Annotated in this window: 12 protein-coding genes; all 12 read right to left on the bottom strand. The window is 41.8% G+C overall.

The features are described 5' to 3' along the window. Positions 1-10 precede the first annotated feature (10 nt). The 12 genes from C8D97_RS02525 to C8D97_RS02470 all read right to left on the bottom strand — a co-directional run bounded on the left by C8D97_RS02525 (position 11) and on the right by C8D97_RS02470 (position 15842). Positions 11-2494, bottom strand: coding sequence for a glycosyl hydrolase 2 galactose-binding domain-containing protein (locus C8D97_RS02525; protein WP_109761772.1), 2484 nt, complete (start codon positions 2492-2494; stop codon positions 11-13). Between the two features lie 7 nt (positions 2495-2501). Beyond that, a complete protein-coding gene (locus C8D97_RS02520; RefSeq protein WP_109761771.1) occupies positions 2502-3470 on the bottom strand; it encodes a DUF1839 family protein in 969 nt (322 codons plus the stop codon). 2 nt (positions 3471-3472) lie between these two features. Beyond that, positions 3473-4402, bottom strand: coding sequence for an amino acid--[acyl-carrier-protein] ligase (locus C8D97_RS02515; RefSeq protein WP_109761770.1), 930 nt, complete (start codon positions 4400-4402; stop codon positions 3473-3475). Between the two features lie 3 nt (positions 4403-4405). Further along, positions 4406-5584 (bottom strand): acyl-CoA dehydrogenase family protein, encoded by a 1179-nt coding sequence (locus C8D97_RS02510; RefSeq protein ID WP_109761769.1) that lies wholly within the window; start codon positions 5582-5584, stop codon positions 4406-4408. A 23-nt stretch (positions 5585-5607) separates the two neighbouring features. Then, complete coding sequence (locus C8D97_RS02505; protein WP_109761768.1) at positions 5608-5847, bottom strand: acyl carrier protein; 240 nt, start codon at positions 5845-5847, stop codon at positions 5608-5610. Positions 5848-6015: 168 nt separating this feature from the next. Next, positions 6016-6684: an Ig-like domain-containing protein gene (locus C8D97_RS02500; RefSeq protein ID WP_109761767.1), complete on the bottom strand. Its 669-nt coding sequence runs from the start codon at positions 6682-6684 to the stop codon at positions 6016-6018. Positions 6685-6946: 262 nt separating this feature from the next. After that, positions 6947-10597 (bottom strand): ATP-binding protein, encoded by a 3651-nt coding sequence (locus C8D97_RS02495; RefSeq protein ID WP_109761766.1) that lies wholly within the window; start codon positions 10595-10597, stop codon positions 6947-6949. Positions 10598-10661: 64 nt separating this feature from the next. Beyond that, complete coding sequence (locus tag C8D97_RS02490) at positions 10662-11387, bottom strand: DUF4194 domain-containing protein (RefSeq protein WP_109761765.1); 726 nt, start codon at positions 11385-11387, stop codon at positions 10662-10664. 6 nt (positions 11388-11393) lie between these two features. After that, positions 11394-12869 (bottom strand): Wadjet anti-phage system protein JetA family protein, encoded by a 1476-nt coding sequence (locus tag C8D97_RS02485; RefSeq protein ID WP_109761764.1) that lies wholly within the window; start codon positions 12867-12869, stop codon positions 11394-11396. 140 nt (positions 12870-13009) lie between these two features. After that, complete coding sequence (locus C8D97_RS02480) at positions 13010-13453, bottom strand: hypothetical protein (RefSeq protein ID WP_109761763.1); 444 nt, start codon at positions 13451-13453, stop codon at positions 13010-13012. An 82-nt stretch (positions 13454-13535) separates the two neighbouring features. Next, positions 13536-14600 (bottom strand): class II fructose-bisphosphate aldolase, encoded by a 1065-nt coding sequence (gene fba, locus C8D97_RS02475; RefSeq protein ID WP_109761762.1) that lies wholly within the window; start codon positions 14598-14600, stop codon positions 13536-13538. 63 nt (positions 14601-14663) lie between these two features. Then, positions 14664-15842 (bottom strand): phosphoglycerate kinase, encoded by a 1179-nt coding sequence (locus tag C8D97_RS02470; protein ID WP_109761761.1) that lies wholly within the window; start codon positions 15840-15842, stop codon positions 14664-14666. Positions 15843-15948 lie beyond the last annotated feature (106 nt).

Genomic DNA, 15948 nt, shown 5'->3' with positions numbered 1-15948 from the left:
TTATCTCTTATTACTTCTTTGATAATTTAAGTCGCACATTGTCACTTAACCCTGCGGCGGATAAAAAACCTTTAATACGACTCACATCACTAACTTGATGTAACTGTATTTTGGTTACCCTGTTCGGTAGTAAACTAAAATAATTATCGTTTGCTTCGTAACCTGATATCTGAACATCCGCAGCATAGATAAATCCGCTCGACTGAATACTTAACTCAAGTCTATCATTTGTTAACTGCTCCAGTTCAGCGGTAATTTCGGGCGTGCCTAATGCTAATGGTATCTTATCAGGGTAATAAAAAGCACGACTCAGTTCCTGACCATCTTGAATAAGTATTGCGCAAAAAACTTGAATCTTTTTGGGCCCAAATCGGTATACATTGGTTATATCAAAAAACTGATCTAATGCTTCGTCTGCATTAATTGCTATACTTTGATTCGACGATAACTCGATATTCATTTGATGATCGATGATCGGATTATTAAATTCATTTAGAGCAACTAATTTTAACGTTCCTTGAAAACTTTGTTCAGTCTCATTGATCAAATTAATATTTACCCCATGAAAAAGCTCATCGGTTATGGATACATGGATTGGTTGCCACGCTCTTTTTAAATAATAGTAGGTCGCCTTTTTCTGATTATTTGAGTCAATAATTCCCCATCCAGCTCCGGGTATTAAATCCTTATAGAACCATATTAAGCCGCCACTATTGTTGCTTTTTTCACGGCGCCACTCATCAAAAACTTGTGACATTACTTCACCGCTAGTGACAGTAGAAAGTGCTAAATACTGCTCTGGAGAGCTGTACCGAATTTCATTGGGGTCATTACCAAACAGTTGTTTAAAGTAAAAATCTCTGATGTCGTCAAAGTCCCAGCCAGTTCCACTATCTCTGGGGCTACCTAATTTCCACCGAGGATCATGAACCACAGGTAGATCACCGCCAAACAATTCGGACAGTGTTGATTGATGGGGGACATTAGCAAAACCAAGCGTTTCAGCTGCAAATCGAACATCGTGCCTTCTCACTTCAAGCAACGGTCGTTGATAAGCGCCTATTCCGTAATAATGAGAAGGCCCGGCATTTAAATGGAAAGGCATGGCGCCGCCCGTCGGTGTGCTTGAAATATAAGCAGTATCGCCGGCTATTTCATTTATTATTGTTGGCAGAGTTTGATCAAAAAATTCATTTGACGATTCATCCGCTGAAAATCCAAGCATTCGCACTTGCTGTTCAACTTCGCTGTTGCCACAAAACAATGCCAAACAGGGAAACTGTGCAATACGCGCACTTTGAAATTCAACTTCCCTTTTAATAAAAGCATAAAATTCTGGCTCATTTACCGGATAATCCATATTGGCAAACATAAAGTCTTGCCATACTAACAAACCCAGACGACTGCAAGTTTCGTAGAAAAAGTCAGACTGATAATCACCGGTTCCCACCACGCGAATCATATTCGCACCGGATTGCTGAACTGCTTTTAATTGACTTAGCATCAAGGATTCGTTCTGATGCCAGGTGTCCATCGATGAAATAGTCCAGCAAACACCTCGCACAAATACGGGTTTATGATTAACAACAAACTCAAATTTATCGGAGCTTTGATCGACATTAATTTGACGAAAACCAATAGAGCCTAAATCAATTTCTTTTATCTCGCTGCCCTGGCCAATTTGCAGTGTTATCGAGTAACAGTGAGGCGAACCATGGGTATGGGGCCACCAATACTCAAAATCATCCAGTTCGATACTACTGTCTATTCGGATAGTTGATTTTTCTTGGGTAAACTCTAAATCGAACGTTTGCTGATTAACTAATAATTGAAGTGAACTGATCTTTTTTCGACTGAATATTTCTGCAGCCAGTTCAATAAAACCTTTGGACTGTTTCACTGTTGCAGAAATGGATTTATTAACTACTTGATAATCTGCTCCAATTGTAATTGGGCCTAGTATGCCCGCAATGGGCTGCTTTGGCGTCCAGGCAGGTATATGTCCTAACAAACTTGTACGGAACCAACGCAAAGTTTGTTGTTTCACTAACTTTGTTTTCCATCGAGGACGAGGCAGTTTTTGATTAAGGTAATTTGATAATCCGCGTATACAAATAACCAAGCGGTTTGTTTCTGAAAATTCACACTCGGCAATCGTATTCGAAATAAACATAGATTGAGAACTCAAAATATGTCGTTCATTTAACCAGACTTCTGCAATTGTCGCGATAGGAGGAAAATCAATTAATCCGTTACTCAAAAAGTTTATCGCTGGTTTATCGAACTCACAAATAAACCACCAATCAAAATCATTATGATTGCTTACATAGGAGTCGAGCTTGGTATTTTTAAATAGATTAGAAAATGCACCTAATGACTCAACCTGACAATTGTCGAGTGAGCTGGAGTTTCGATTAAAGTCTTCCAGCTCTGTAAACTCTAACGGCTTAGAGACATATACTTGCCATTGGTTTAATGAAATCGAACCCGTCATATAAGCATTATTCTGAATGAACCATTTTCTTTAATTTTTCGATCGCCTTCAGCCACATCTCTGCCATGTTATCTATAGCATTTAAATCAACCATTTTTTTTCGATTTAACGCTCTAGCTAATTGAAACTGATAAACTTTAGTTGCGCTCGAAATACCAGAAAACTGCTCTGCAATTGTTGAGTACTTTTCCGGCGCTAACCAATTCAAATAATTCGCGGCCAGCTCGAAGCAGGCGCCAAACTGTCGAAAAGTGACAAATGCGTATTCGTGAAATGTTTCGATGGGTTGCTCAAGTAACCAGGCAAAATCACGCTCAAACTGGTGACGAAATTTTTCAAATGGATTTGCTTTTGGTAGTTGCGATAATTGCCTTGCTAGTATTACTTCTGACTTACTGCGTAAACTATCTTTACTTAGCTTTTTAATACCGTCGAGCTTAACAAATTCGACATAAGGTGCCAGTGTGAGTTGATTATTTGCTTCAGGTAGCGCAAATGCTTCTATAAAATCAGTACCGGTTAATTCGTAATAGCCTTGTGCATGAAAATAACCAAGAATTTTATTTTCTCGATCAATTTTATTTACTGAAACCGTCGATTTAACATGTTCTCTTTGATACGCCGTACCGGCTGTATCAGGCAAAAACATTGAATCAAGTTCAACCAATACCGGGCGATTTAATTTAACTTGCTGCTCAACGTTATCAAGTAGCGTTTTCCAAATAACCAGCTCTTGAACTTCTAACCCGTATAAATCATAAAGATCGTTAAGCTGAAATTTAAAGAAAGTCCATTGATCGCCTTCAAAATCAGGCGTAACAGAAAACGCCATTGACGCCATAGGATCCAGTCCTAATGCATGCAACTGTTCAATCCAGACATCAACATAACAATTGGTTTCGGCCCAATCGCGTTCTTGAAGATGAATGGTGTGGCGCTGATAAGATTCTGGTGTTAAATCAAGCACCTGATGCATAACTATAATTCCAGCTGTTGTTTAACTTCTGATGGCCATTGCTCAGGATCCAGGCCATGAGTTTTCAATAACGCTAACGTTATACGCTCCAGACCGAAACCAATGCAGGCTGTGTGCGCAAACTCGCCATTTTCTGTTGTAATATTAAATTCTTTACCAAAATGATCCAAATGGCAATTACTCGATGAAATAGCCGTGAGCTTCTCTTCACTGGCAACGGCAACCACCAACTCAAACTTTAACTCTTGTTCTTTTTGTGTCGCCGCCATTACTTTTCCGCCGCGGCCAAAAAATGGGTCGTTGGCTAACTCGGCTTTTACCGGTAACCCAAGAGCCGTAAGCATTTCTTGACCTTTGCCTAGCCAGTAATCCCGGTGGGCATGGGCTTGCTCTGGCGTTCCCAGTCGAACATATTCTCGTTGCCGAAAAATTTGCATTCGTGCGGGATCGGGCGATGGTTCATGACGAAATACAAAAGATCGTAAATCAACTAATCGGCCTTCACTGGGTAGCACAGTATTCGCTGCTGTTGGATACAATGGGTAACAGGCTGCCGGAATCATCATGACATCAGCAGGCGCTAAACTACGGGTCCAATCTTCGCCCTTGTTCATTTTATCCACCATATCCAGATGCTCAAGTTGCGAGCCTTTAAACGTATGGATGGAGCCCATTAAGTCAGGCATGGTTTCTATATGATCGGTGGACAAGTAGGTTTTACGATTCAAGATAGGTGGAAACCGGACAACTTCAGGGTTAAGTTCAGCACCAGCTCGGGTTACATAGCGCTCAAAGGCTTCAATGATCCCTTCAAAGGTTCCACTGAGTCCGTAAACCCCTTGAACACCAGACTCCAGCAACAAACCGGCTTCTATCAATTCTGTACGATATTTATCGTAGGACGCGACTAACTCTCCATGTAAATTACACATTTTTTACTCCTTATGCATCACTACCAGCGATGAATTGTGCATGATAATACGATCATTATTAACCATTAACGAAGCGCCATAAGCATCACGAATATGACGTGTTAAAGATAAATCGTGATTGTTGCGATAACTTGCGATACCACAAATCATCATGGCTTGACCCACAATATCAATTAATAATTTTGAACTGTTAATTTTTAAATTATTAGTACGAATGGTAAAACCAAAGTTTGTAAATGAATCACTGTCGTTCTTATCTAACAAGCTTTGATAATCGTCTATTGCCGCAAGCACATTGTTACGCATGGTGTGTAACTGGGTTTCTACTTCTGCCAAGCGAATGGACGATATAGGCGGCATATTAGGATTTTTGCGCATGGCATTTTTAGTAAATAGTCGTGCTTTTGCTACCGCCGATGCGGCTATACCAGTCCATAAAGAACCCCAGACAATATGCGAAAAAGGATGCATTGTCTGACTTAATACTTCGGTAAATGGTACAGGTGTGATTTGTTCTTGTGATGCTTTCGCCGTAACAACGTATCCGGAACTGCAAGTGCCTCGAAAACCCAAGGTATCCCAGTCAGAAATTGGCTCAACCTGATACTGGCTTTTACTGACCAATACACCAACCTGATCGCTTTTAGCCGCATCAGGACTTCGACGAGCCGTTAACAATAAATCATCGGCGTAATCGGCGTAGGATATAACTGGGGCTTTCTTTTCAAGCGTGAAATCACCATTTTCCACCTCTACTGCGCAAAAGCTTGAGAGTAAATCGCCGCCTTTACCAATCTCAGTGGTTGCTGATGCAATCAACCGCTGCTCGTTTACCAGCGTTTGAACATAATCCTTAAAATAATCCACCTCGAGGCAGTGATGAACAAGACAGGCCACCTGTATTTTATGCATGGCATAGACCATTGCCGTGGAACCACAGTATCCACCCAATACTTCACATACCTTGCTTACCTGCTTCAAGCTCAAGCCCATACCACCCAGCTCAGCTGGTACATAGGCGCTCATCAACTTCAGTGATTTAAGAGCCTCGATACCTTCTTTGGGAAATCGCGCTTTTACATCGACATCTTCAGCATTAGGAGCAACAATTTCACCACCAATACTATGAACTTCTTTAATGAGTTGAGAAAATTCGTTCTCGCTGACAGTCTGCTTGGTCATTTTTCACTCCTTGAATGGCCGAATTATTCTAGTAGGTCGTCTACAGTATCCGCTATTGCCTCAATACTACCAAATGTTTTTCGGCTTAATGCCGAATCGGGGAACTCAATATCAAACTCATCCTCTAAAGCCAGCATCAAACCTACAGTGGCCAATGATGTTAAGCCGGCCTGATAAAGGTCACTGTCATCTTCAAGAGAGTCTACAGGAGTGGTCAAACGACCATGAGTGGATAATATGTCCCTTACTTTTTCTATTGCCATAGCTTTAGCCTATTAGGTTCCGTCTAAAAGGCAAATTATAATTTAATTGTGAGATGAATCCTAGACCCAGAATTCATAAGTCATTCAGAAAAGGCGTAAATTTTACCGTATGGTGTTGGAGACCTCTTGAGCAAAGCCTGTCGAACGTCTCAAATTAATCAAACAAGGTTATTCAACCACCCTAAATGAGCTTACTGCTGACAACTGACTTTCAATACCGTACTGATTAATAGCCCTTACCGCATAATAGTAAGTTTCACCAACGATCAGATTTTCCAGTAATGAACTGCTCGATGAGCCATTAACTATTTGATATTGATTTAAATTGTCTTCCGATTGCCCTAACTCAATTTTATAACCAGCCAAATCATTTAAATTAGAGCCATCCGTATTTAACGATGGTGGTACCCAGTTAATGGTCGCAAAGCCTTGTGATATACGAATTGTCAATTCTATGGAATCACTTGATGAAGCATTATCAGAATCGGTGACAGAAGCGGTAACAGTGTGTTCACCAGAACTCAAAGACGCGCTAAATTCGCTACCTGAACCGATAACGCCATCCAAATTTGAGTTCCATTCGATATCGCTACCAATATCGCCGTCTTCCGTATCAGATGCGGTTGCTGAAAATGTAATCACCGATTGATCGGAAAAACTTTGGTTAGCTTCAGGTGAGATTATGGTCAATGTTGGTGTGCTATTTTCGCTACCATCGTCACCGTCATCAGGCGCTTTATCCAGACTATCAACACTACCGCCACCACAGGCGACCAGCATCAAGCAGACTATAAGCGCCAGCAAGTATTGGTACATTAGGGTTTTAATCTGAGTCATAGCACGACCTTAAAACATTATTTCAATTTGAGACAGGAGATCTATCGGCACAGTTGCTAAATCTTGATAAGCAATAATAAAATCTGAGTACTCCATCGCACCAAGAGTGTGACTTAAGTCACAATACTTGCCGTCCTTGCATCCTATTAAACATATTTTTAATAATTGAAGGCACTTTAGTGAATACACAATAAAAAAACAATACTGATTCAAACACTTATTAAGACCAATTAATTATCATCTACTGTTTAAAGGTTTCTGATCATGCATTCACAATAGACTGCATAAAATCCAGCTCCGCTTGCTGGTAAATGGTATTTCTATGATTCTGCCAGAGCGCCTGGATTTTATCCTGATTGCATACTTTTCGATCCACCAGTACTCGCGTATTAAGTTCTCCGCGTGGTACTGAGCTTGGGCATTTGGCGTAAACAAACTCATTAGTGATTAAATCCATATAAGGCCCACACTTACTGGTTGGCATAATAAATACCAGCTGTAGACCCAGAGAATCGGTTAAATACTGGATCACTTCTCGACTGCGAGTTTCATCCATTTTTGAGAAAGCTTCATCCACCAATACCATTCGAAGGTGACTTTTACCTTCACTAAAACGAAAAGCGCTGGTGATGGCCGCAGCACGAATAATGTACGCAGGGGTTTCTAATTGACCACCAGAGCCTGTTCCGTATTCCGATAAAGGAATAGCGGGTTTACCTTCCACTTCCTTATAAATTTCATAGCGGTGATAGTTACGATAATCGGCTATTCTATCCAAGTCACGCAATGCTTTGTCTTCATCGTCATCCAGTAACATGTTCATTAGACGATCGCGTACCTGTTGCGACGACTTGGTGAGTTTTGCCTCAAACAGAGTTTGCCCATCGCCCAGTTCTGGGTTACGAATAATTTCCTCAAAAAACTTTGAATACTCTTTGTATTCGGGTAGCCACTCAAAGTCAAAGCGGAAGGTTTCTCGATCATCACCAAATTTATGAAATTTCAGCTCATGGTTTAACAATTTAATCTGTCGCTTTCCATCATTTATGGCCTGATGGATGGAGTGACATAAGTTGCTGACAAATGCATTGTTAAAACTGTCTTTTAATTTTTGCAGTTGACCATGCTTTTCAACCAAAATATTATTTTTCAATCGATTATAAATCGAGTCCATCTGCCGTTGCAGCTGACAAACAGTTCGAAATAACGCCTGATTATATTCGCCATTAAATACATCGTAAGCAACGGAATCACCTGGCAAAGCATTTTGATTATGCGCTTTAATCGACTCATCCAGTTTACGCTCGGCAGTATGCAACTGCTGTTCAAATGACTCTCTTTGCTGATATGCCAGCGCAATATCAAGTCCTTTAATTTGTTGATCAGCAAGCTCTAAGCGTGCGCTAAAATCAATATCGGGCCAGTCTTCTGATATTTTCTGTAACGATTGCTCACAGCGTTCAACCGTATCCTGTGTTTTATCCTGTTCATCCGCTATTTTATTAATGGCTTTTTTCAAACTGGATAGCTTTTCTTCGTATTGCCCAATTTGTTTTATTAACTGATCTTCGTTTTGTCTTAATTCATCTTCTTTTTGTTTAAACTCGTTCAGTTTATCCTCAAGTTCGTGATGATCGCCCAAATCAATTTGTTGTATTAGGTTCTCGAGCTTTTGCAGTTCACGATGACAACTCAACATTTGTGCCAGCACATGCGCTACATTTAAATGCTTTAATGGTTCGATCAAGTGTAATAATTGTTTCAATGATTGCATTCGATCATTAGCCATCTGCCACTGCTCGGTTAATCGACTTAACTCGTTTTGTTTCGCTAAGGTAGCGCGTTTTCTTGCCTCAATACCAAACACCAGATCGGATTCGTCAATGTCACAACGCCACATTGAATAATTACCCGATGCCAAACAGTTTTGCGTCACACCTCGTCGTGTCATCTTAAGCTGCTCGGTATCCTCAACACATAAAACAGCACCATAGCTGGCAGCCACATAATGCTTTGCCGTTGCATGGGAAAACTCAAGCACTCCTAGAATGCTGTTATCATCAAGCGATAATCGTTCGTAATCGCGCTGCGCTTTATCGCCCTGAATAATACGTGCTTTACTGGCGCGTCCTGGCAATTGTCGAATGATTCTAATGGCATCGGCTTCGTATTCAGGATGGACGATGATTGAGAAGCGAGCACCGCCCATATAACCTTCGATGGCGGCTTGCCAGCGCTCATCGGTCACCTCTACATGATCACACAATACTCGTGGTTCGGCATGTGGCAAACTATTGCGAATTGCATCTATTGCCCTGACCACATAGTCAGGATAACTGACCTGAGACTGATCCAGCTTATCAATTTCTTTTTGTTTAGTTTGCCGCTCTCTGGCAATCCGTTCGTAATCCATTTCCAGCCGGGAAAGTTTTGCAGAAACTTTCTTCATCATTGACTGAGTATCATTTTTCCCGAATTGCCAAAAATTAATCCATTGGTGCTGTTCACTTTGTAATTCACGCACCGCATCCAGTTGCTTTTCCAGCATCTGAATATCATTCATTAAATCCTTGCCTAACAAAGCCTGTATATCTAATGCATCTTGTTTAATAAACTTTTCAAATTGACGCGTTAATTTTAAGGCATTGCTGCTAACCAGTTCTGGCATGGCTTGCTGTAGCGATTGCGAACGCAGAGCGTTCATAATTTTTTCACACGCACTGGCGGATTGCTGCAACTGTTTATCTTCTATCAATAATCCCTGTGCCAGTCTTGATAACTGCTTTTCCTGCTCTTTGATCCGTTTTGCCAGCTCGTCTTTTTCCTGAAGCGCGCTGATCCCAAGGCGCTGTGCTTCTAATGCTACTCGTTGCTCATGCATTTGCTCGCGTCTGTCACGAGTAATATCGATGGATTGCTGATGTTGTTTAATTTGATCCTGACAATGTTGTTGCTGCTCTTTGTTATTAAGATAGCTTTTTTGTCGAGTATTAAATTCATATTGAGCAATCAAATAATGTTGAAACTGCAACTCACTCCAGTTATCAATATAATTTTGTGCGTAGCCACTCGATTGCTGCAATATATCAATCGATGCCGTTAGACGAGCGGCATCTCGCTCCATTCCATGTATCGTTTTTAGTTGTCCGGAAATTGAACGAATGGCCTCACCCAGATCTTTTTTCTCCAGTATTTCTTCGGAAACAAAACGATCAATACTTTGCACCGGCTTATAAGCCATAAATCGGGAAAATGCTTTTGCACTGTTTAATGCTTCACTCTCTGATACGGCGTCTTTTTTACCTCGTAATGCTCCGTATAAACGACGAAGATAAGCCCGTTTAGTATCGTATTTTTCGACGTTGTTATTGCCAAATTGTTGAATAAGAGATGTGTAACAATTTTCAATGGTTAGAATACTTTTATTATTCCCCATATCTAATATCAGATGGTTAAGTGATAATTCTTTGTTTTCAAATTGGTTGGTCACTATGTAAAACTGCAGGCTATCCTGTTTTGCTAATTTATGTTGCCCAGACTTCTCTACATATGCCCTAACCGATAGCATGGCGGCAAAAGGTGCATTATCTTCATTGTCGGTGGGATGAAAAATTCCAACTATATACCCATCTGTGGGATTAAGACGGGCATAACTGCCATCATCACACCCTAAAATATAGGATGCCAACGTCCGTACTTTTTTACCGCCTCTCCCGCGCTGGGTCGTTTCATCTTGACCAGGGTTAAACTGAAACAGGTTTTCGTGAGCTGCCGTCATTAACGTTTGTATTGCATCCGCCGCGGTTGTTTTTCCTGAGCCATTGCCGCCAGAAAATAAATTCAGCGGACCAAATTCAAACTCAGAGTTGGGTAAGTTACCCCAGTTAACCAATATCAGTTTTTTTAAATACATATTTTTAATTCACTTTTAAAATCACTTTTTTAAATCACTATCAGGCTTGGCGCTGAATTATTTATTATTCTGCGTCAGATGCAGTTACACTCTGTAGCTTTCTGGATTCATTAGTCTTATCCAGCTGACTATCTTTTACGTCATCCAGTGATTCATCTGTTGTTTTTTCGATTAAAACGTCAAGTGCATCCTCATTGACAAAACTCACTATCATTGGGTGTATTTTCACCCAGGTTTCTCCGCTTTCAAATTCTTCATCCTGTCGAAATTGAATCAATCGCAACTGACGCAGCCGTTGAAACAATCGCTTTCGATCGGTTAATTTTTTTGGCAGTGGTCTTCGTAACATATTTTTCATGGCAATGGATAATGACTCAAGAGATTCAAGAGCAAAACCCATGTCATCTATTTTTCCTTCTCGTAGGGACTTGTCATACTGCAACCGCAGAATCAATACTAATGCAACTTCACTTTGATTCAGTCGTTGCCTCAAGCTGCCACTGTACTGAGAGTCATCGGGCTCTTGAATACCTGGTATTTCTGATCCGGGTGGAAATAAACGAATGTATTGAAAATGATGATCATGATGTAAGCGAATATGGGCTATCGCTAAATACTCATTGATCAGCTCTTCGACACGAACAAAACGATCATACAATATCTGCTCTGTTGCACTTTCATGTCGACTTAACACGGTATAGTTTAAAAGCCGAACAATTAATTCTTGAAATTCAGCTAAAGAAACTTTTTTATCGTCCAACGACTGTTCTAGACTATGGGTTAATTTCATAACAACTTAATTATTATTTTCGACTAATTGATCGGTGGGTTTAGTTTGATTGCTTATCTTTTCAACACGAATAGTAAACTCATCCGCTTCAAAATAATCATCCACAACACGCTTGCCGGTATCTTCAACAATAAACTGATACTCACTGGATTGCCGTCCGGCGGATCCCACTTCAATGGCGTGTGCTCTCATCAGCAATTCTCGAGCAGTGTTGACAGGCAATTGATGGGAGTAGATACGATGACCACTGCCTAATGATTTAAGCAGATAGTCGGCCATATCCTGATTACTCAATGCAAAGGCACGTTCAACCGACTGACGTATGTACAAATCTTTGCGTGCTGACTCATCCATGCTGCCAGATTCTTCGGCACGTGAATCCACCACACGTTTTTTATGTCGTTGAAACAGTCGAACCTGTTGAGGATCAAAAAAGCCAACATTAATTTGCGCCAGTACATTCCCGGCGGCTTCTAATTTTTGATCAACCACTTGTTCTGGTTGTTGTGAAAGCGACTGACAAATTTCGGCAATATCACTTTGTCGACCTTGTGCCGAAAAACTTAATTGCCTCATAATAATATCAGCACGTCGGGTAAAACCATGCAGTGATTGACGCAGTGCCGGCAACATAATTTCTGATGCACGGTGGATGCGCTGTTCTATACGTTCTAATAGATTTAAGAAAACCGATGTATTGTCTTGTTCGATAAGTTCAGGCGCGACTTTTCTTAAACTTGTTTCAGCCTGTGTTTTAAACTCTTTGCGCTTACGTCGAGCTTTATTGATCGACTCCTGTATTTCATCACGCCATTTTTCAACACTGTCTGCTGAAAGCCGAATTGACAAATCCGGCATAAAGCGTTTTTCCATAAACTCAAAAAATTCTTCGCTGGCTTTTTCCACCAACTGCTGTGCTTCTACCTCTTTCACCAACTGTCGTTTTCGCTCATCCAGTTCCGCTATCGTGTCACTGAAGTCTGAAATAATTCGTTCCGAATATTCAAAAGCGTCAAGCAAATCATATACATCGCCCTGCTCAACAAACATATTCAGCGCATTTCTTACATTACGGGTATTACGGTGCCTGGTTCGATAGGCAGCGCCGTTTGTTTCAACAATCGCCTGAGTAAACAAACGCCCTACCCGGGTAAATGCATAAGAGCTTTGTAACGTGGCTTCATCTACCTGTTTTTCTAGCCAACCATATTCCAATAACGAATTCATAACCCAGTTAGCCTGTTCCCGATCACTTTTAGTGGGTAGATTAGTATCGTCTTCCAGATTACTTTCTATAACTGGCGATCGCGTTACGGTTTCCTGAAACAGCGCAATAATTTTTTCACGGGTATTGATGGATTCGTAGTCAGCCTGAATGGTGTAAAGCTGAGCGTATAAAGCCTGTAAACAATCGGCAATTTGCTCCCGGTATTTACTAATAAATGGCCGAAAAAAATCTTTTTGTTTATGCTCAAAAAACATTCGTTATGGCTAGCCCAACTAATATGAGGAACGCAATTATTTGCAATAATGAATAGCAAAATTTAACAGATGCGATCGGCAAATGCTTGCATTAATTTGGATTTTTTCCAGAGAACAGGCTCAGAGTTATTAGCATCATCTTATTGTTGCTTTTTTGTCTTACGATAGCCTATTTTATAATCAAAAATGGCGTCTTCCTGCTCTCTTGAGAGCCATCTTGTAGCACTAAAGGCTGCGACCACAGCGTTCACTAAAGAAAGGGCTATTATCGATGAATCTGTATCAAAGACGATAACAATGACACTGGCTATTATCACCGTAACGGCAGCGCTGGCGAGGCGATGCACTTTATCAATCCCACGCCCCATAAAAGCTGCAAATAAGCCAATAAACAATCCGGGAATAAAGTAACCCAGTACTGCGTAGAAAGGGAAAGACAAAAGCCAAAGATATATGAGAAAGCCGGGGACTGCACCTACTAATGAACCAAGGATGGTTCCAAATATATTTTGCTCCGCAATTAGCTTTTGTTCGAGAGGGATCTCGGTAGTTTCGGTACTTTTATAAGGATCGAATGAATCCATTAATACCACCCATCCATCAAGCTTTGCAGCAAAAGAAATCCGACCATAATAAGTTTATGGTCGGACATATAGTAATAATAAATTAGTTAATTTTAGGAGCAAGCTCGCCGCTGTCGTAACGACTTACCATTTTCTCCAAAGAAATCGGTTTGATCTTATCGGCATTACCCGCGGTACCAAATGACTCGTAACGGGCAATACAAATCTCGGTCATCGCTTTGGTTGCTTCGGCAAAGTATTTACGCGGATCAAAGTTGCTGGTGTTTTGCGCCAGATGACGACGAATCGCACCGGTTGACGCTAAACGTAAGTCAGTATCAATATTAACTTTACGAACACCGTACTTGATACCTTCAACAATTTCTTCCACAGGCACACCGTAAGTTTCCGGAATTTCACCACCAAATTCATTGATGATGGCCAACCAGTCCTGAGGAACCGAAGAGGAACCATGCATAACCAGATGAGTATCCGGAATTCGATTATGAATGGCTTTGATACGCTCAATCGCTAAAATATCACCAGTGGGCGGACGAGAAAATTTATACGCACCGTGCGATGTTCCAATAGCAATGGCCAATGCATCCACTTGAGTTTGTTTAACAAAATCTGCCGCTTCATCCGGATCGGTCAACAGCTGATCGTGAGACAATTTACCTTCAGCGCCAACACCATCTTCTTCACCCGCTTCACCGGTTTCAAGTGATCCCAGACAACCCAGCTCACCTTCAACGGACACACCGCAGGCATGGGCCATTTCAACGGCTTTCTTGGTGACTTCAAGATTGTATTCATAACTGGCCGGTGTTTTACCATCTTCACGTAATGAACCATCCATCATGACTGATGAAAAGCCTAATTGAATAGAGCGCTGGCAAATCGCCGGGCTGGTGCCATGATCCTGATGCATAACCACAGGGATATGAGGAAACTCTTCGGTTGCCGCCAAGATAAGATGACGCAAGAAAGGTGCTCCGGCGTATTTACGTGCGCCAGCCGAGCCTTGCACAATAACCGGTGAATTGGTTTTGTCGGCGGCTTCCATGATCGCACGCATTTGTTCAAGATTGTTTACGTTAAACGCCGGCACACCGTAACCATGCTCGGCGGCATGATCCAGTAGCTGTCTCATTGAAATTAAAGCCATCAGATTTTCCTCTCTTCCTGAAATTAAATGTTCAAATTATCGGTATTCAAAATACGCTGACGATTATTCGGCAGCGCGTTGTTCCAAGATCGCAACGGCGGGCAGTTTTTTACCTTCCAGAAATTCCAGAAAGGCGCCGCCTCCGGTTGAGATGTAAGACACTTTGTCTTGAATATTAAACTTATCCACTGCGGCCAGCGTATCGCCACCGCCTGCGATTGAAAAGGCATCACTGTCTGCGATCGCCAGTGACATCGACTTGGTGCCTTCAGCAAACTGATCAAACTCAAACACACCCACCGGTCCGTTCCAGACAATGGTTTTAGCGCTGGCTAAAATATCGTTTAATTGTTTGGCAGTCTCTGGACCTATATCAAAAATCATATCATCGTCGGCTACGTCAGAAGCGGACTTTAAAGTAGCGGGGGTTGCTTCATCAAAGGCTTTTCCCACCACAACATCCGTCGGTACCGGAATGCTGCCACCGCGAGATTCAGCTTGCGCCATTAATCGCTGCGCTTCCGGGATCAAATCTTTTTCGTACAAAGAGCCACCGACATTGTGCCCTTTTGCAGCAATAAAGGTATTAGCAATACCGCCACCGACTATCAGCTGATCAACCACTTTTGATAAGGCGTCTAATACTGTGAGCTTGGTTGATACTTTAGAACCACCCACAATAGCCACCATAGGTCTCGCCGGGTTATCCAGAGCTTTACCCAATGCATCCAGTTCACCCGCTAAAAGCGGACCGGCGCATGCTACAGGTGCAAACTTGGCGACACCGTGTGTCGATGCCTGAGCGCGGTGGGCAGTGCCGAACGCATCCATAACGAACACATCGCATAAGGCCGCGTATTGTTTTGCCAGAGCATCGTCGTTTTTCTTTTCGCCAAGATTACAACGTACATTTTCAAATAACACCACTTCGCCTTCAGTCAGCGAAACGCCGTCGAGATAATTAGGCTCTAACCGTACCGGTGCGTCCAGCAGTTGGTTTAAATGTTCTGCGATAGGTGCCATGGAGTCATCACTCGACAACTCGCCTTCGGTGGGTCGGCCACGATGTGACATCACCATGACCTTGGCGCCTTTTTCCAGCGCCAGTTGAATGGTGGGCAATGCGGCTCGAATACGAACATCGGAAGTCACTTTGCCATGTTTAATCGGCACATTAAGATCTTCCCGGATTAATACCCGTTTTCCCTGAAGGTCAAGATCAGCCATTCGTAATACGGACATGCGTTATAAACCCTTATACGTCATCAAGTAGGATTGAAAAATTATGCGCTATTGTAACTGAAAACGGCGGTTTTGTGGCGTCTAACCGTCGTCAACAACAGTCATC

It is taken from the genome of Pleionea mediterranea (assembly GCF_003148745.1).
GTDB classification, from domain to species: Bacteria; Pseudomonadota; Gammaproteobacteria; order Enterobacterales; family Kangiellaceae; genus Pleionea; species Pleionea mediterranea.
This window is presented reverse-complemented; position numbering and strand designations above follow the sequence as displayed.